This is a genomic window from Polaribacter sp. M10 (assembly GCF_054968445.1).
This window is the reverse complement of sequence record NZ_JBSSBG010000019.1, coordinates 30,742-49,168: the sequence shown is the minus strand read 5'-3', so window position 1 is coordinate 49,168 and position 18,427 is coordinate 30,742. Positions and strand designations below refer to the sequence as shown.

At 31.1% G+C, this 18,427-nt stretch carries 15 protein-coding genes; 8 read left to right on the top strand and 7 right to left on the bottom strand.

The features are described 5' to 3' along the window. The first annotated feature begins 33 nt into the window (after positions 1-33). Positions 34-2,919 (top strand): glycoside hydrolase family 2 protein, encoded by a 2,886-nt coding sequence (locus ACWYN7_RS14625; protein ID WP_462860710.1) that lies wholly within the window; start codon positions 34-36, stop codon positions 2,917-2,919. Beyond that, on the top strand, positions 2,909-4,309 hold the full coding sequence (locus ACWYN7_RS14620) for a glycoside hydrolase family 30 protein (protein WP_462860709.1): 1,401 nt from the start codon (positions 2,909-2,911) through the stop codon (positions 4,307-4,309). The genes ACWYN7_RS14625 and ACWYN7_RS14620 overlap by 11 nt, the downstream gene beginning before the upstream one ends. 13 nt (positions 4,310-4,322) lie before the next feature. Here ACWYN7_RS14620 and ACWYN7_RS14615 read toward each other — a convergent pair whose 3' ends face one another. The 3 genes from ACWYN7_RS14615 to ACWYN7_RS14605 form a co-directional block, all read right to left on the bottom strand. Further along, positions 4,323-4,682: a YraN family protein gene (locus ACWYN7_RS14615; RefSeq protein ID WP_459486972.1), complete on the bottom strand. Its 360-nt coding sequence runs from the start codon at positions 4,680-4,682 to the stop codon at positions 4,323-4,325. A gap of 171 nt (positions 4,683-4,853) precedes the next feature. Further along, positions 4,854-5,843: a S66 peptidase family protein gene (locus ACWYN7_RS14610; protein ID WP_462860708.1), complete on the bottom strand. Its 990-nt coding sequence runs from the start codon at positions 5,841-5,843 to the stop codon at positions 4,854-4,856. Continuing rightward, on the bottom strand, positions 5,833-6,417 hold the full coding sequence (locus ACWYN7_RS14605; protein ID WP_462860707.1) for a hypothetical protein: 585 nt from the start codon (positions 6,415-6,417) through the stop codon (positions 5,833-5,835). Before ACWYN7_RS14605 ends, ACWYN7_RS14610 begins: the two co-directional genes overlap by 11 nt. 148 nt (positions 6,418-6,565) lie before the next feature. Here ACWYN7_RS14605 and metG point away from each other — a divergent pair, with 148 nt between their 5' ends. Further along, positions 6,566-8,656, top strand: a complete 2,091-nt coding sequence (metG, locus tag ACWYN7_RS14600; RefSeq protein WP_462860730.1) for a methionine--tRNA ligase — start codon at positions 6,566-6,568, stop codon at positions 8,654-8,656. A gap of 101 nt (positions 8,657-8,757) precedes the next feature. Next, positions 8,758-9,660, top strand: coding sequence for a histone deacetylase family protein (locus ACWYN7_RS14595; RefSeq protein WP_462860706.1), 903 nt, complete (start codon positions 8,758-8,760; stop codon positions 9,658-9,660). A gap of 629 nt (positions 9,661-10,289) precedes the next feature. Here ACWYN7_RS14595 and ACWYN7_RS14590 read toward each other — a convergent pair. Together ACWYN7_RS14590 and ACWYN7_RS14585 are read right to left on the bottom strand one after the other, a co-directional pair. Next, positions 10,290-12,440 carry a xanthine dehydrogenase family protein molybdopterin-binding subunit gene (locus tag ACWYN7_RS14590; protein ID WP_462860705.1) on the bottom strand — a complete coding sequence of 717 codons (2,151 nt, stop codon included), beginning with the start codon at positions 12,438-12,440 and terminating at the stop codon, positions 10,290-10,292. Positions 12,441-12,459: 19 nt separating this feature from the next. Then, on the bottom strand, positions 12,460-12,921 hold the full coding sequence (locus ACWYN7_RS14585) for a (2Fe-2S)-binding protein (RefSeq protein ID WP_462860704.1): 462 nt from the start codon (positions 12,919-12,921) through the stop codon (positions 12,460-12,462). 247 nt (positions 12,922-13,168) lie between these two features. Between ACWYN7_RS14585 and ACWYN7_RS14580 the strand changes: the two genes are divergently transcribed. After that, a complete protein-coding gene (locus tag ACWYN7_RS14580) occupies positions 13,169-13,582 on the top strand; it encodes a hypothetical protein (protein WP_462860703.1) in 414 nt (137 codons plus the stop codon). A 45-nt stretch (positions 13,583-13,627) separates the two neighbouring features. Here ACWYN7_RS14580 and ACWYN7_RS14575 read toward each other — a convergent pair whose 3' ends face one another. After that, positions 13,628-13,963 (bottom strand): single-stranded DNA-binding protein, encoded by a 336-nt coding sequence (locus ACWYN7_RS14575; protein ID WP_462860702.1) that lies wholly within the window; start codon positions 13,961-13,963, stop codon positions 13,628-13,630. A 133-nt stretch (positions 13,964-14,096) separates the two neighbouring features. Next, positions 14,097-14,942, bottom strand: a complete 846-nt coding sequence (locus tag ACWYN7_RS14570) for an AraC family transcriptional regulator (protein WP_462860701.1) — start codon at positions 14,940-14,942, stop codon at positions 14,097-14,099. Positions 14,943-15,004: 62 nt separating this feature from the next. Here ACWYN7_RS14570 and ACWYN7_RS14565 point away from each other — a divergent pair, with 62 nt between their 5' ends. The 3 genes from ACWYN7_RS14565 to ACWYN7_RS14555 are packed head-to-tail and all read left to right on the top strand — an operon-like array spanning position 15,005 to position 18,406. Then, positions 15,005-16,003: a carbohydrate kinase family protein gene (locus ACWYN7_RS14565; protein WP_462860700.1), complete on the top strand. Its 999-nt coding sequence runs from the start codon at positions 15,005-15,007 to the stop codon at positions 16,001-16,003. Continuing rightward, positions 15,985-17,541, top strand: a complete 1,557-nt coding sequence (locus ACWYN7_RS14560) for an L-fucose/L-arabinose isomerase family protein (protein WP_462860699.1) — start codon at positions 15,985-15,987, stop codon at positions 17,539-17,541. Before ACWYN7_RS14565 ends, ACWYN7_RS14560 begins: the two co-directional genes overlap by 19 nt. A gap of 10 nt (positions 17,542-17,551) precedes the next feature. Next, entirely contained in the window at positions 17,552-18,406 is an 855-nt protein-coding gene (locus ACWYN7_RS14555; protein ID WP_462860698.1) for a class II fructose-bisphosphate aldolase, read from the top strand. Positions 18,407-18,427: the final 21 nt, after the last annotated feature.

Sequence of the window (18,427 nt, the reverse complement as noted above, 5' to 3'; positions counted from 1 at the left end):
TTAAAATATTTTTGAAGAAATAAAACTATAAAAATGAAACGTTTTTTCTTCATCTTATTTTTTCTGGCGGTACAATTTTCTACCTTTTCTCAAGAAACGGTTTTAAAGGAAGGAAACATACCTACAGACAGAACCAAAACCAACATCAATTTAAATTGGAAATTTTACAATGGCGATCCAAAAGGAGAACCGAACAAAAGCAATTACAATGACAAAAATTGGGAAGATGTTGCTTTGCCTCATACCACAAAATTAGTTTCTTATACTTTAGATAGCGTTCAAGAAACTTGGGTTCAAGAAAATTTTTTAAGAAATAATTCATGGTATAGAAAAGAACTTTTTATCGATAAAAATGCTGCCTCTAAAAATGTGTATTTGCAATTCGAAGCTGTGCATAATGCAACAGAACTTTGGGTAAATGGTAAAAAAGTGGGGGCTTTTGAGGTAAATGGTTATGTACCTTTTCATTTTGATATTACAAAATATGTAAAATTTGGCAAAGAAAACATTATCGCTGTAAAAGCAGATAATACGTATAGAGATGATATTGCTCCTGATCCTCACAAAACAGATTATGTAAAATTTGGAGGTATTTATAGAGATGTATATTTAGTTACCACCAACAAATTACACGTAAATTACAATTGGGAAGATTACAATGCTGGTGTACACATTACAACACCAACTGTTAACGACAAAAACGGAACAGTTTCTATTAAAACAACTGTTAAAAACGGTTTTAATTCAGCAGAAAACTGTAGAATAGAAACTTTAATTATTAATAATAATGGTGAAGTTTTAAAGAAATTAATTCAGCAGAAAAACATCTCTGCCAATAGCACAAAAACCTTTTATCAAACAACAACAATAGAAGACGATTACAATCAATGGTCTCCAAATAATCCTTATTTATACAGAGTATATTCTGTAATTTATAAAGATGATGTTGCTGTAGATGTTGTAGAAAACACATTTGGTTTTAGAACTTTTAAATTGGTAAAAGGCAAAGGTTTGGTTTTAAACGGAAAACCAATCTTTTTAATTGGTGCAAACAGACATCAAAGTTATCCAAATATTGGAGATGCTGTGCCAAATTCTTTTCATTACAATGAAGCTTTGCAGTTTAAAAAAGCAGGTTTTAATGCAGTTCGTTTATCTCATTACACACAAGACGATTCTTTTATAAAAGCTTGTGATGAACTCGGAATTATTGTGTACGAAGAAGCTTCTACTTGGGTTGATTGGGGTGATAAAAATTGGTTCGATAAATTAAATTTAGCCAGCAGACATATGATTCGTAATCACAGAAATCATCCTTCTATATTCTTTTGGGGAGCAGGAATTAATCATAGAGGTCCTGTGCCAAGCATGCAAGAAACTGTAAAAGAAGAAGATCCTTTTCGATTAACAGCTTCTGCTTCTAGCCCTTGGAATGGTGTAAAAAATGCAGGTGTATCAGACATTTACGCAACTATGGATTACAGAAGAACTGAATGGCCAGAAAACGATTTTACAATGGTTATGGAACATGGTAGTTCTCCAGATGCTGAAGTAAATCAATTTCATATTTCTAGATATAAAAGCAACGAAAATAACATAGCCGCTTTAACTTGGTTAGGTGCAGATTACAACCATTTACAACCCAATTTAGTAAATTGGCAATGGAAAAGAGATTTAATGACCACTTATGGCGTTTTTACTCCTTATCGTATTCCAAAACCAGTGTATTATTGGTATCAATCAGAATTGGTAAACAAATCTATTGTTCATATTGCTGATGAAACTGCTTCTAACAATGGTGTTGTTCGAGTTTTTAGCAATTGTCAAGAAATTTATTTGTATCATAATAACAAACTGATTGCGAAGCAAAAACCGGATAATAATGATGAAAAGAAATTTTTAAATCATCCTTCTTTTACGTTTAATCATGATTTTACAAACGGAAAATTAACAGCTGTTGGGTATACAAATGGAGAAAAAGTAGCCACACATTCTAGAACAAAACAAGGCAAACCAACTCAATTAAAATTGCATTTTAATATTGATAATCAGCCATTTTATGCTGGTGGTTCTGATTTAAGATTAGTACATGCAAGTATTTTAGATAAAAATGGCGAAGTTGTAACCACATCAAAACACCAAGTTACTTTTTCAGTTTCTGGTAATGGAGCACTTTTAGAAAGAGAAAATGCGTATATAAATCCGGCTTTGTCTTATGATGGAATTGCATCCATTTACTTAAAAGGAACAAAAAATGCAGGTAAAATACAATTAACAGCTTCTGCTCCAGGTTTAAAAAGTGCAACAATCAGCATAAATACTGTGCCTTTTATTACTGATGAAATTGCTAAAAACAGCCAACCAATTTTCGATTATCCAATAGAAAGAATAGATATTGGTAAAGAAAATCAATTGGTACAATTCGATTGGGATTCTTGGGAAGGAAAAACCAACAAAGACTTAACTTATACTTTAAAAAACTATGATGCTTCTATTGCAATTTCATCAAAAGAAACCATAAAATGGGATGGAGCCAATGGAATTTTAGGTGATTTAAGTTTTGTTTCTACGGATGGAATTATCACCGAAAAAGAAGGCATACAACTCACTATTAAAAACCTTAAAAAAGGAAAATATAGCATAGAAACTTATCATCATAACAGAATGGCTAAAGCCAAATTAATCAATGCTTTTCAGATTACAAAAGTAGATGCAAATGGTAAAAAACAACGAACTTACAAACCTAGTGTTGGTTATTACGATCATAAATCTACAGGAGAAAGAAAACCCATTTCTGTAATTACTCATTTTGTTTCTGATGGTAAAAACCCTATAACTATTGAATTTAACAATGGTGGTGAAACTAAAAATATGTGTTTAAACGGACTTATTATCAAACAAATAAAAGATGAAATCTAGAAACTATTTATCAATTGCATTTTTATCAATCCTAACATTTACTTCTTTTGCTCAAGAAATTAAAATTGAATATGTAAAATTGCAGAAAGGAGAAGCGAATCCTGTAAAAAATTTTGCTACTGTAATTAAGGCAGATGCCAAAGTAAAGCAAAACGACTTTATTGTAATTACACCAGAAATTGAATTCCAAACTATAGAAGGTTTTGGTGGTGCTTTTAATGAAAATGGTGGAGAAGCTTTATTTTCTTTACCAAAAAAGGCACAAAAAGAAGTTTTACACAATCTGTTTTCTGAAGAAAAATCGAACTTAACTTTTAACAGAACGCCTATTGGACCAAGTGATTTCTCTATTGATGCTTATGATTATAGCATGACTCCAGATGATTATGAAATGAAACATTTTAGCATAGAAAGAGACAAAAAATACTTGTTGCCTTTTATTAAAGCTGCGTTGAATGTAAATTCTGAAATGTTGTTGCAAGCTTCTCCTTGGAGCCCTCCTGCTTGGATGAAAGTAAACAAAACCGTAGATAATAATAAGGCTTATGAAGGCAAAGAAAGCTTGTTAATTAATTCTCCAGAAATTCATACTGCTTATGCAAAATACTTGATAAACTACATAAAAGCTTATCAAAAAGAAGGAGTAACTGTACATCGTTTTTGCTTACAAAATGAGCCAGATACTTATGCGCCTTTTCCTGGATGTTATATTCCTATGGATCAATATATAGACTTAGGTGTTAATTATGTAATTCCAAAATTTACAGCAGAAAAACTGCCTACAGAAGTTTGGTTGGGTACGTTTAGAACCATAAACAGAGCAGACCATTACAAAACTTTAAGTAACCAAAGTGCAAGAAACAATTTTGCAGGTATTGGTTTTCAATATGCAAAAGAACCTTTTATTAGAGAAACTGCATTATTAGCGCCAGATATGAAAATAATGCACACAGAAGGTATTTGTTACAATGGCGCAAATTCTGAAGCACAAGCTAAGAAAAGATTGGCAGAAATTGCGAGTTACATCAACTCTGGAAGCACCAATTATTGCTATTGGAACATCATATTGAATGAAACTTCTAAAAGTGCCTGGAACTGGAAACAAAACTCGTTAATGGTAATCAACAGAAACACCAAAGAAATAATTTACACACCAGATTATAATGCCATTTATTTAGCGTCTAAAACTGTTAGAAAAGATGATGTTAGAATTGCACACCTGGCAAAAGACAAAATAATTTCTGTAAAAGATGCTGATGGAAATATCAAATTATTAATTCAGAATGAAGAGCTAAAAGAAAAATTTATCAGAATATTTTACAACAACAAAGAAATTAATTTAAAAGTGCCTGCAGATGCTTTATATGCAGTTACTTTAAGTGCAGAATAAAACAAATGAGCATTTAGAAATGCAAGAAAGCGTCTTCTAAATGCTCAATTTTTGTTTCTTTTTTATTGGTGATGATGGCAATAATATCAAAACGAACCTCAACATCTAAATCTCTTTCTACCACGTAATTATCGATTGCAGAAATGAGTAATTTTATTTTTTTAGGATTCACAAACTCCTCAGGATTTCCAAAATAAGCAGAAGTTCTTGTTTTTACTTCGATAGCTGCAAGCGTATCTTTTTTTTGCGCAATAATATCTACTTCCGCTTTTAAATATCGATAGTTTTTTTCTAGGATTTGGTAATCGTTTTTCACTAAAAAATCGATGGCTAATTGCTCTCCTTTTTTACCAAGTTCATTGTGTTCTGCCATAATTTAGTATTCGGTTTTCAGCTACAGTATTTAGTTAGTTTTAAACATAAAATGTTACTAAGTTTCTAAAGTGTTCATTTTTAGTTTATGATTTACTTTTTAAAAGGTTAAAAATATTTTAAGAAAATTAGACCCCACAGGTTTTAAAAACCTGTGGGGTCTGTTTTTTATTTATTTTATAAAAGTAACTGAATAGTGCTTACTGCTTGCTGCCAACTCTACATTTCTTCCAAAAATCAACGCTCTGTTATCAGCTTCATGGCCAGCAGGAAAATTAAAAAACACAGGAATATCTTCTGGAATGGCCTCTAAAATCAATTGCTCTATAGAACTTCCCCATTTTGTAGAATTCTTTTTAATCAGGCTCATATTGCCCACAATAACTGCGTTTACTTTGGTAAAATAACCTGCACGTTTTAAACTTTGCAACATTCTGTCTATTGAATATTTATACTCGCCAATTTCTTCGATAAACAAAATTTTATTTTCAGTATTTAACTGACTTTCAGAACCCAACATCGATGTTAAAATAGCTAAATTACCTCCAATCAATTGACCTTTAATTGTTGATCTATGATGTGTTCTATTGTATTTTGATGATGGAATAACATAAGCAATTTCATCACCAAAAAGTACTTTTTTAAAAGACGAAATGGTTTTTATAATTTCTTCAGGTGTTGACTCTAAACTTGTTGCCATCATTGCATGTAAAGTGGCTACACCCAAATTATGAATGTGATTGTGAAATGCTGTAATATCAGAATAACCAATAATCCATTTTGGATGTTGCTTAAAAGTGGCAAAATCTAATTTATCTAAAATACGTACAGAACCATAACCACCTCTTGCAGCCCAAATTGCTTTCATATTTTTATTGTCTAAAGCCTCTTGAAAATCTTGACAACGTTCATCATCTGTAGCAGAAAAATGATGATTTTGGTTAAACATATTTTTACCCAAAACTACTTTTAAGCCCCAACTTTCTGCTAATTTTTTGGCTTGTAAAACCACAGCTTTTCGATTGGGTTTTAAAATACCAGCTGGCGCTAGAATTACAATTGAATCTCCCTTTTTTAAATAAGGAGGAGTTACTAATTTTTCTTGAGCAATTGTTGATGAGAAAACCATCAACAATACTAAAAACACGATACTATTCTTCATTATTATAAATTTTATGCCAACCTAAACCAAAACTTAAACCCAAGCCAACATATGATTTTTTTGCAATATTTGCATATAATTTTAATCCAAAAGACCTACCAAAACCAGTAGGTTTGCCAACAGGAATTACCCCATAAAAAATTCCAAATCTCTCTTTCTTATTTTTAAACCAATTCAAACCTATTTCTAAAGGAAAACCTACATATGATTCTTTTAGTATAAGAGTTTCATCAAAAATAAAGGTTCTATCTTTTTCTTGATATACGTTGTAAGAAATTCCGCCAGAAAAATGATACGAAAAACCGTCTTCTATAAATCTTTTACCATACAAAAAAGCATACTCTTCTAAAGTTTTGCTTATACCAGAAATAGGCACAATAATTCTATAATCTACCTCTCTTTCATCTAATGTTGCTAAAGCTCTAAAAGAGTATAAATTATTTTTATTTTGATATTGTAAAGCACCACCAACTCCAAGACCTTTAATATACCCATTTGTGTATCCTAAAAAAAAATCAACAAAAAAAATAGGGTTCTGTTTTATTTTTAAAGTGTCTTGTTTTTCTTGAGCCATTATTGATGTAAACATCAACAATAGAAACATAAAAAGAAGAGATTTCACTTTCAAAACAGGCTATTTTTTTATTTAAGTAAATGTATTAATTTCAATCCGATTAAAATTGCTTTTTTGTACTTTTGCACTTCAAAAATCAGTACATAAAATTAAGAAATACAGGATGAGTACTCCAAAAAGATATACAATTACAGCAGCTTTACCTTACACAAATGGGCCAATTCATATAGGTCATTTAGCAGGTGTGTATGTGCCTGCAGATATTTATGCGCGTTATTTGCGTTTAACTGGTAAAGATGTTGCTTACATCTGTGGTTCTGATGAACATGGAGTGGCTATACCTATGCGTGCTAAAAAAGAAGGGGTTTCTCCTCAAGATATTATTGATAAATATCACACTATTATTAAAAAATCGTTTGCAGATTTTGGTATTTCTTTTGATAATTATTCTAGAACATCATCTAAAATTCATCATGAAACTGCTTCAGATTTTTTTACAAAAATGTATAATGATGGCGAGTTTGTAGAAGAAGTTACTGCACAATTGTATGATGAAGAGGCAAACCAATTTTTAGCAGACAGATTTGTTGTAGGTACTTGCCCAAAATGTGGATTTGAAGAAAGTTATGGAGACCAATGTGAAAACTGTGGAACAAGTCATAACGCAACAGATTTAATTAACCCTAAATCTGCAATTACTGGTAATGTACCCACTGTAAAAGAAACCAAACACTGGTTTTTACCTTTGGATAAACATGAAGCATTTTTACGCGAATGGATTTTAGAAGGACATAAAAAAGACTGGAAATCGAATGTTTACGGACAAGTAAAAAGTTGGGTAGAAGATGGTTTAAGACCAAGAGCCGTAACTCGTGATTTAGATTGGGGAATTCCTGTACCAGTAGAAGGTGCAGAAGGAAAAGTATTATATGTTTGGTTTGATGCACCCATTGGATATATTTCATCTACTAAAGAATGGGCTGCAAGAGAAGGCAAAAACTGGGAAGATTATTGGAAAAAAGACGACACCAAATTGGTTCATTTTATTGGGAAAGACAATATTGTTTTTCACTGTATTATTTTTCCAAGTATGTTAAAAGCCCATGGTGATTATATTTTACCTGATAATGTACCTGCTAACGAATTTTTAAATTTAGAAGGCAACAAATTATCAACCTCTAAAAATTGGGCAGTTTGGTTGCATGAGTATTTAGAAGAATTCCCAAATCAGCAAGATGTTTTACGTTATACCTTAACAGCAAACGCACCAGAAAGTAAAGACAACGATTTTACTTGGAAAGATTTTCAAGCCAAAAACAACAACGAATTAGTGGCTATTTTTGGTAATTTTATCAATAGAGTTGTGGTGTTAACCAACAAATATTATGCTGGTGTTGTACCAACTCCTAACAATTTTACAGAGGTTGATGAAGATGTTTTAGCTGCTGTTAAAGAGTTTCCGAATATCATTGGTAAATCTATAGAACGCTACAGATTTAGAGAAGCGTCTCAAGAATTGATGAATTTAGCTAGATTAGGAAACAAGTATTTGGCAGATGAAGAACCTTGGAAAGTGATAAAAGTTGACGAAGAACGTGTTAAAACTATTATGTATGTTGCTTTGCAAATTGCAACTGCATTGGCTGTAGTTTCTGAGCCATTTTTACCTTTTACATCAACTAAATTAAAAGGAATTTTAAACCTAGATGTCATTTCGAGCGAAGTCGAGAAATCTCTAACTTGGGAGGATATTACAGAAAAAGATATTTTACTTACTGCAAACCACCAAATAAACAAAGCAGAATTATTATTTTCTAAAATTGAAGACAAAACTATTGATGCTCAATTGGCAAAATTAGAAGCTACAAAAATTGCAAATGAGCAAGAAAATAAAGTAGTAGAGCCTCAAAAAGAAACCATTGAATTTGATGATTTTACCAAATTAGACATCAGAATTGGTACTATTTTAGAAGCAGAAAAAGTTGCCAAAACTAAAAAGCTTTTAAAACTTAAGGTTGATGTTGGTATTGATACAAGAACCATTGTTTCTGGTATTGCAGAAAGTTTTGCTCCAGAAGATATTATTGGGCAACAAGTTTCTGTATTGGTAAATTTAGCACCAAGAAAAATTAGAGGTGTAGAAAGCCAAGGCATGATTTTAATGACGGATACTCCTGATGGTAAATTGGCATTTGTGGAGCCTGAAAAAGCTGTTAAAAACGGGCAAGCAGTTAGTTAGAAAATAAATTTTTATACATTTTTGATGATGAATTTCTTGTATTAATTTTAGCCAGAAAATCATTGTGAAAATTGATTTTATATTTGTAATTAAAATTCTCTATGCTAAAAATAGCATATCATCCTATTTACAATCATCTTTTAAAAGAAGGGCATCGTTTTCCTATGGAAAAATACGATTTGCTACCCCAACAATTATTGTACGAAGGAACTTGCAAACCCGAAAACTTTTTTGAACCTGAAATACCCAATAACAAACATTTTTTTACAGTACACGAACCTGAATATTTTTTTGATTTATTAAACATCACTTTAAATAAAAAAGTGGCTAGAAAAATTGGTTTTCCTTTATCTGAAGTACTCATAGAACGCGAAATGATTATTGCTGATGGTACTATGAAAGCTTCAGAATTTGCGTTACAACATGGAGTTGCTATGAATATTGCTGGCGGTACACATCATGCATTTTCTAACAGAGGCGAAGCGTTTTGCTTATTAAATGACCAAGCTATTGCTGCAAAATATTTGCAAAATAAAGGTTTAGTTGATAAAATTTTAATTGTTGATTTAGACGTTCATCAAGGAAATGGAACTGCAGAAATCTTTAGAAATGATACTTCTGTTTTTACATTTTCTATGCACGGAAAAGGAAATTATCCTTTTGAAAAAGAAAAATCTGATTTAGACATTGCTTTAGAAAATGATACAAAAGATGATGTTTATTTATCCATTTTAAAAGACACGTTACCAAAACTCATCGTACAAGAAAATCCAGATTTTATCTATTATTTATGTGGTGTAGATGTTATTGAAACTGATAAATTAGGCAAATTAAGTTTGACTTTACAAGGCTGCAAAGAAAGAGATCGTTTTGTGTTACAAACTTGTTTTGATGCTCAAATTCCTGTGATGTGCTCTATGGGAGGTGGATACTCTAAAGACATTAATACTATTGTAGAAGCGCATGCCAACACCTACAGATTGGCTCAAGAAATTTTCTTTTAACAGTTAGTTTACTCAATTTAAATAAATTACAATACAATTCAACGAATTTATCAAAAATAAACTATGCATGCATAGTACTTTTGCAGGGCACTAAAAAAGAAATTATAGTTCTACCAGATATTTAAATGATTTCCCCCAAGCTATTCTGCTGTTGAGTTGCTGAAACCTTTTAGGTTTTAGCAATTCTTTTTTAACCTACTTTTTCATTATTAAAAAGAACTACAAATTCAAATTTTAGAAAAAATTTACTCATTTGTATTTCTTTTTTGTAACTCTAACAAAGTTATCAAGAGTTCATCAAATAGTTTTGTTTTAGAAACTTGCTCCAAAACAAGTATTTCAGTAATATATTCTATTTCATAAAGTTACACCAAATACATTGATATACTTAAAGAATTAGAAGCCAACATTTACAGATTGGATGGAGAAAACTATTTTTAACGAATAATTTGTTCAACATAAAGACATTAAACCTCTACTTATCGAAAATTAATAAATTAAAGCTTATTTAGGTAGTACATTTGTAGCCCCTAACAAGAAGTTAGGAGATAGTCCTCCCCAAAGCTCATGCTGTGAAAATGTCAAAATGTGATTATTTTGGCATTTTTTATTGCTCTAAATTTAAATCATCACCCTAAAACAGTACTCTTTTTTAGCTCTTTAATAAAAGGTTGGCTATACAATCTTTTACCTAAAGCATTTTGAATAGCATTAGCAACTGCACCACCTGCAGGTGGTAAACCTGGTTCTCCTAAACCTGTTGGCGATAAATTATTTTGCACAAAATGAACCTCTACTTTTGGTGTTTCTTGCATTCTAATTAAACGATATTTATCGAAGTTTTTATATTCTGGTTTGCCATCTTTAAAAGAAAAATCTGAATACATGGCATGGCCAATACCATCTAAAATACCACCTTCTACTTGATTTTTAGCTCCTGTTGGGTTTACAACTATACCACAATCTACTGCAGCAGTAACTTTTTTAACAACAGGTAAACCTTCTTGTAAAACAATTTCTGCAATTTCTGCAACATGAGTATTATGGCTATAATAAGCTGCAAAACCTTGGTAAACTCCTTCTTCTGTTTTGCCCCAATTTCCTTTTTCTTTCACTAAATTAATAGTGTCTTCCATTCTTTGGCCAGAATATTCTATTTTTTTATCCGAAGTATTTTTTACATTTTGTAAAAGTTCTAATACTAATTCTGGATGATCTTTACCCATTTCTTGAGCTAACTCTCCAAAAAAACTTTGCTCGGCAAAACCTAAAAAATTGGTATAAGGTGCTCTCCAAGCGCCTGTAGTAATATTGCTTTTATAATTTGCGGTATCTACTTTGTAATTTGGGATACAACCTGCAGGAAAAAAGTTAGGTATTAAGCCATACATATTGCCATTAACTGCAGCTTCTTTTAAGTGATAAGCTGTTACTTTACCATCTTTTATACCTGCTTTAATTCTATATTTTATGGCTGGTCTGTAAGTACCTGCAGTCATATCATCTTCTCTAGAAAAAACAACTTTGACTGGTGTTTTTGCCAAGCTCGATATTTCTGCAGCCTCTAGCGCAAAATCGCCATACAAACGTCTACCAAAACCACCACCCATTCTTGTCATTTCGCAATGGATTTCTTCTTCTTTTCTTTCTAATAATTTTGCCACTCTATTTACGGTCCATTGAGGTGTTTGAATTGGCCCTACCAAATGCACTTTTTCTGCAGTTACATCTGCATAAAAATTCATAGGTTCTAAACAGTTGTGTGGTAAAAATGGAGAATGATAGGTTTTTTCGATTACTTTATCTGCGTTTGCAAAAGCTTTTTTAACATCACCATCTTCACGTCTTGTATCAAATTTATTCCCATCTAAAATATCGGTTAACATTTTATCATGGTGTGCTGAACTTTCTGGTTTATGACTAGACCAAGTTGCAGACAAGGCTTTTTTACCTTTCATTGCAGCCCAAGTAGAATTGGCTAAAACAGCTATTTTGTCTCCAAATCTAATTACATCTGTAACACCATTTACAGCTTTTGCTTTGCTATCATCAAAACTTTCTAATTTTTGACCAAATGCTGGTGGTCTTAACACAGAAGCAATCTTCATATTTTCTGCTTTAAAATCTAAGCCAAATAGTGGTTTCCCTGTGATAATTTTATCAATATCTACATTTATAGCATCTTTACCAATTATGGTATAATCTTTTGTTTCTTTAAGTTTTACATTTTCTGGCACTTCTAATAAAGCTGCTTCTTTTACAACATCTCCATAAGTTAATTGTGCCCCATTTGCATTGGTAATTACTCCTTTTGATGCTTTTAATGATGTTGCATCTACATTCCATTTTACAGCAGCAGCATTAATTAACATTTGTTTTGCTGTAGCTCCTGTTTGTCTTAAAGCATCCCAACCTTGACGAATGGATTGGCTACCTCCTGCAACTTGTCTGGTAAAATTTTTAGTATCTAAAGCGCCTTGTGCTACATTTACTTTGCTCCATTCTACATCTAATTCTTCTGCAATAATCATTGGCATTGCCGTTTTTACACCTTGTCCAATTTCTGGATTTGGAGAAAAAATGGTTACATAACCTTCATCAGAAATTTTAATAAACGCATTAAAATCGTTAAAATTTAAGCTTGCAATATCTACAGGCATTTTGGCTTCTGGCTTACAAGCTGTTAAAAAATTAAAGCCAATTAATAAACCACCACTAGCTAAAGCTGATGTTTTTAAAAAATTTCTTCTACTAAAATTTGTATTGGATTGAGATTTCATTTTTTTCAGATTTAGTGAGTTATGATAATTTATCTGCAGCTAACTTTACAGCTTTTTCAATTCTATTGTAAGATGCGCATCTGCAAATATTACCATGCATTGCTTCTCTAATTTCTGATGTAGACGGATTTTTATTTTCGTTTAAAAAAGCACTTGCTGTCATAATTTGTCCTGCTTGGCAGTAACCACATTGAGGTACATCAATCGTTTTCCAAGCTTCTTGTACTGGGTGTTTGCCATCATCAGATAAACCTTCTATAGTTGTAATTTTTACATCCTCTAAAATAGAAACCTGCATTTGGCAACTTCTTGTGGCAACACCATCTATATGCACTGTACAAGCACCACATTGTGCAATTCCGCATCCAAATTTTGTACCTACCAAATTTAGTTCGTCTCTTAAAACCCAAAGCAAAGGTGTGTCTTCATCTGCTGTTACAGAACGTTGTTTTCCGTTAATGAATAGTGTATAATTTGGCATGGATGTAAATTTTAGAATTGATGTTGTAATTTACAAAAAAATGTTTTCTGTATTGGCTATCGACATTAAATGAACATTAATTGTGATGTTTTTAACAAAAATTTTATAAATAATTGACTTCATAAAATTGATCAACTAAATGTTAACTATGACTTTTATCAGATTTAATATGGAATAATTGAGTTAATTTTAGACTATTAAAATGATGGCTTATTGTGAATAACTAAGCCAACTAAAGTATATAATTATGAAACCAGCAAAAAATACAATCATCTCTTTTTATGAAAACTTAGGGAAGTTATTTTATGCTATTGCAGCAGCTGATAATGTAGTAGAAGAGAGTGAGTTTAAAACGTTAAAAAAAATTGTAAAAAGTAAATGGACAAAGGTAAATACTGTAAATGATGATTATCATTCTGATGCAGCTTATCAAATAGAAACCGTATTCGATTGGTTAAATAACGAAGGTTTTTCTGATGCCAATACTTGTTATGAAGAATTTATGGAATTTAAAAAAGAACATCCTTCTTTATTTACAGATGGCATTAAAAGTTTAATTTTAAAGACCGCTATAAAAATTGCAAATTCTGTAACTTATTTTGATGAATCTGAAATATTAATGGTAGAAAAACTAGAATTAGAGTTAGAAAAAGCAAGCTAAAAAAAAGCCTTGATAATTATCTTATCAAGGCTTTTAACAAACTTTTTAATTACTACTTAGCAAGAGTAATTCATTTACCAAAATTTCAGTAATATATCTTTTTTCACCTTGTTTGGTTTCGTAAGATTTGTTGGTTAATTTACCTGCTACTGCAATTTCTTTGCCTTTGTTTACATAGTTTTCTACAACATTTACCAAACCCCCTTTTACAACTAAATTGTGCCAATAGACGCGTTCTACTTTATTACCAGATTTGTCTTTATAACTATCATCTGTAGCTAAAGAAAACTTTGCTAATTTATTTCCGTCTTGGAAAGTTACTATTTCTGGATCTTGACCCAATCTACCAATTAATTGTACTTTGTTTCTTAACGTATTCATAAGATAAGTTTTTAAATTATATCGAATTTCATTAGTTCCATTCAACACTGCAAAGATGCAATGCAACACAAATTTTATTCGGTTACAAAGCAATTACTTTCGGTTGTAAACGTTTGTAGTCGTTTGTAAATAATTATTTAAAAAATGTAGTTCTATACTGTGCAGGTGTTTTAGCAGTATATAACTTAAATTGTCTGTGAAAAAAAGACAAGTTAAGATAACCTGTTTCAAAAGCAATTTGCTCTACAGAAATTTCAGATTCTTTTAATAATTCGCAAGCTTTACTAATTCTATACTCGTTTAAATAAGCAGTAAAAGTTTTATTAAACGTTTTTTTAAAAAATTTAGAAAACGAAACAGGCGTCATAAAAACTAAATCACCCAATTGCGTAGCATCAATTTTAGATTGATAATTGCATTCTACAAAATTAATTATTTTTTTAATTCTATCAGAAACTACAGCATTTACATCAAAACGTGCACCTAAACTTAACACCTTATACTCTTTTAAAGAAAGTTTGTGTAAGATTCTAATAAATTCTATTAACCTTAAAGTATCTGATAATTCTTTCATCAAAAGCATTTCTTCACCAATTTTAAGCGATACTTCTTTGTTAAAAATTAAACCAAAATTACTGTTTAAAAGCATTTTGTTAATGAGTGTAAACTCCTCTTTTTCTAACCAACCATCGCCTAATAAATCTTCTTTAAATTGAATTACGGTTGACTTTGCTAATTGTTTTGTAGTTCGATTGGTTTTCCAACAATGTGGCAAATTAGGACCTAATAAAACCAATTCTTCTGGATGATATGTTTGTATAGAATTCCCAACACTTCTAATTCCTGTACTTTCTGTAATCAGGGTTAATTCCCATTCTGGATGATAATGCCAAGGAGTTTCAAACTCTTTTTTTTCGAATACTCTATAATGAAACGTTTTATGAATGGCATCAGAAATGGGCTCAAAAACAGCTTTCATTATGTATATATTTTCGATTAAGTATCATTTAATATCAAATATATGGAAAAATAGTACACCTTTTGAATGATTCTGTATTTAATATCGCCTTAAAATCAATTGTACTTTTAAGCTATAATTTTAAAGGTGATAAAATGGAATTTGATGTTCTAGTTTCAGGAATGATGGTGGTAGACATTCTTGCTGATGTTCCTAAAAAAGTAAGTAAAGGAGCAAAACAAGAAGTGTCTAAAATAACAATTCAAGGTGGTGCACCAGCAGGAAATGGTGCTTGTTTTATTGCAAAATCTGGTTATATAACAAAGTTTACAGGTTATAAAAGTGATAGTACTTTAAGTATAATTGCCAACGAAGAATTTAATAAATGTAATGTTGATATTTCTCTTTTAAAAGATAAAAAAGGATTTCAACCAGCCATTGCTATTGTAGAAATTAACCCCGAAAATGGAGATAGAACTGTGCTTTATTCTACAAATAATTACAGTCCGTTACAAAAAAAAGACATCAGAAAAGAATGGGTAGAAAACAGCAAATTAATTTTTGTTGATGGTTATGATGTTGAAGGAAATTTAGAGTTATTAAAGCTTGCAAAAAGACTAAACAAACCTTCAGTTTTAGACATTGAAACTGGAGATGTAAACATCCTTAGAGAAATGATTTCTTTTGGAACCCATATTATTTTACCCTTAGAAGGCGCTCAATTAATTAGTGGTTTAGAAAAACCAGAAGATTGCCTACATCATTTAAAATCTATTACTGATGGTCAATTAATAATTACAGATGGCGCAAATGGTAGTTGGGCTTTAAAAGAAAGCAGTGTTATTCATCAACCTTCATTTCCTGTAAAAGTGGTGGACACAACTGGATGTGGAGATGCTTTTCACGCAGCTTATGCAGTAGCACTTTTAGACAAAAAACCGTTAGAAGAAAGAATTGAATATGCTTCTGCATATGCCTCAATAATAGCAACCCATTTTGGGGGTAGGTCTTATTTTCCTACCAAAGATGAAGTAAATAATATTATAAAAAAACAAAAAGAAATATGGCTACTGGTACATTAATAGAAGAAAAAAATGATTTGATAAATCCTAACATCGATATTTTATTTCGTAAAGGAATTGTCGCTGATGAAATGGAGCAACTTATTTGTAAAGCATCAGCAAAAAAAGAGGTGAAAATAGGGCTAATTGGTATTGGTTTTGAATTGCATTTCGATTGGAAAAAAGCAAAAAAATCTTATACTGAAGCTGTTGAACAAACTAAAAGTGTTTTTGGCGCTAATCATAAAATGTTAGCCCTAAAAGAACCTGTGCAAACTAAAAAAGAACTACTAAAAGTACTGAATAATTTTGATGCTGAAGGAATGAGCGGATTAATCATTTATCAAGCGTCTTACATTGCAGGAGATTTAGCCTTGGCATTGGGTAATTGGTTAAGAGAAAAGAAAATTCCATTATTAAGTTGGTCTCATGACGAAGTTACTGGTGGTAGTTTAACTGCAAATAGATTGTGTGGTCAGAACTTTTTACTCAATATTTTAAATTCTTTAGAGGTTAAATATTCTTGGGTTTTTGACCGACCAAAATCAAAAAAATTAGATATAATTTTAGATCGATTTACAAGAGTAGTAAGTGCAAAAAAAAGAATGCAACATGCTAATATTCTTATGATTGGAGGAATGAGAGTTCCTGGTTTTTATGATTGTGAATTAAATGAAATGTCTATTGCAAAACATTTTGGTTTAGGAGTAGACAGAGTAGATATAGAAACAATTTGGAAACATGGTGAGCAATTTAAAAAAGAGGATGTAAATGCAATTGTTCACAAATTAACCAATGCAAATCAATGCAAATTTACAGGAGTAAATAAACGTGAATTATTTTTATCTGTTCGTTTTAGTTTAGCAATAGCTGATTATACTAGAAAAGGCGAATATATTGGTGTCGCTTTAAAAAATTGGCCAGAATTATTCGATAATTATCAAATTGCTGGTGATGGAGCTGGTGCTCTTGTTCAAGATTTAGGAATACCTGTTGCAGATGAATCTGATATGGGTGCTTTAATTACAATGGTAACTATGAATGAACTTAGTAATGGCAACTCTTTACCAACTTTAACAGATTTATCAATTCTTAACACTAAAGAAAATAAATTAGGAATGTGGCATTGTGGTGGTTCACCGACCAAATTACTTAGAAAAAACACCAGTTTCGAAATCAGAAATCATAGCATTTTAGACAATTATGATAAAGAACAATCTTATGGAATGTTATTAGAATTCTTATTAGAAAAAGGAGCCATAACCATTGCTAAATATCAACATCCTCATGCTTCAAGTATGCTATCTTTTGAAGGCGAAATTATAGATTCACCAATGAGATTTAGAGGTGCTTATGGAGAGGTTTCTCCTAAAAATGTAAAAGCATCTGCCATTGTTGGCACAATTTTAAGCAAAGGATTAGATCATCATTGGATAATTGGTAGAGGCCATATTCAAGAAGATTTAAAAGAATTTAACCATTGGGCAAGCATAAAAAATATTGATTTTGTTCAATCAGGCATATCAGGAAGAAGTATTCAAAAAGAATTAAACTATTAAAAATATCAAAATGAAAAAACCAAATTTAATACAATTAGTAAAAGAGTATAGAACAGCACAAAAATGTTTAATAGGTTTTAATGTAAATGATATTTACGATATGAAAGCTGTTGCTTTGGCTGCAGAAGAAGCCAATTGCCCAGTAATGGTAATGACATATCCACCTGTTGTAGATTTAAACTCTAGCTATTTATGTAAAAAAATGGTACAAGGAATACAGCCATACACCAAACAACCAATGTATTTGCATTTAGACCATAGTGTTTCTGTAGATATGTGTAAAAAAGCAATAGATGATGGTTACGATTCTGTTATGATTGATGGTTCGCAAAAAAGCCTAAAAGAGAACATTGCAATGACCAAAGAAGTGGTAAGATATGCAGAGTCTGCAGGTGTTTTAGTAGAAACCGAAATTGGTAAAATAATGGGTAGAGATGTAGTTGTAAAATGCGACGATGATTTCTTAGCAAGTGTTGCAGAAGTTAAAGCAATTGTAGAAGAAGCAAATCCGCATATTATGGCAGTTGGTATTGGAACTGCTCATGGTTTTACTCCCACAACTCCTAAAATTCATTTTGATAGATTACAAGAAATTGCAGAAGCAATTCCTAACCCTTTAGTTTTACATGGGGGTACAGGAATACCAGATAAAGACATTCAAAAAGCAATAACAATGGGTGTTGCAAAATTAAATGTTGGTACCATTGTACATACTACTTATATGAAAGAGTTATACAAAGAAATGGATAAAGACATTAATTCTGCTTATCCTCCTTATTTATTAAAAGATGTTATTCCAAGAATTAAAGAAGTAGTTTTAAATAGACTAGAAGCTGTTAATTATAAAGAGGTTGCTTTAGTATAATTTACAATTAAATGAATAAAA

Coding starts and splice junctions, on each gene's coding strand:
- ACWYN7_RS14625 (WP_462860710.1), top strand. CDS start 34: ATGAAACGTTTTTTCTTCATCTTATTTTTTCTGGCGGTACAATTTTCT.
- ACWYN7_RS14620 (WP_462860709.1), top strand. CDS start 2,909: ATGAAATCTAGAAACTATTTATCAATTGCATTTTTATCAATCCTAACA.
- ACWYN7_RS14615 (WP_459486972.1), bottom strand. CDS start 4,682: ATGGCAGAACACAATGAACTTGGTAAAAAAGGAGAGCAATTAGCCATC.
- ACWYN7_RS14610 (WP_462860708.1), bottom strand. CDS start 5,843: ATGAAGAATAGTATCGTGTTTTTAGTATTGTTGATGGTTTTCTCATCA.
- ACWYN7_RS14605 (WP_462860707.1), bottom strand. CDS start 6,417: ATGGCTCAAGAAAAACAAGACACTTTAAAAATAAAACAGAACCCTATT.
- ACWYN7_RS14595 (WP_462860706.1), top strand. CDS start 8,758: ATGCTAAAAATAGCATATCATCCTATTTACAATCATCTTTTAAAAGAA.
- ACWYN7_RS14590 (WP_462860705.1), bottom strand. CDS start 12,440: ATGAAATCTCAATCCAATACAAATTTTAGTAGAAGAAATTTTTTAAAA.
- ACWYN7_RS14585 (WP_462860704.1), bottom strand. CDS start 12,921: ATGCCAAATTATACACTATTCATTAACGGAAAACAACGTTCTGTAACA.
- ACWYN7_RS14580 (WP_462860703.1), top strand. CDS start 13,169: ATGAAACCAGCAAAAAATACAATCATCTCTTTTTATGAAAACTTAGGG.
- ACWYN7_RS14575 (WP_462860702.1), bottom strand. CDS start 13,963: ATGAATACGTTAAGAAACAAAGTACAATTAATTGGTAGATTGGGTCAA.
- ACWYN7_RS14570 (WP_462860701.1), bottom strand. CDS start 14,942: ATGAAAGCTGTTTTTGAGCCCATTTCTGATGCCATTCATAAAACGTTT.
- ACWYN7_RS14560 (WP_462860699.1), top strand. CDS start 15,985: ATGGCTACTGGTACATTAATAGAAGAAAAAAATGATTTGATAAATCCT.
- ACWYN7_RS14555 (WP_462860698.1), top strand. CDS start 17,552: ATGAAAAAACCAAATTTAATACAATTAGTAAAAGAGTATAGAACAGCA.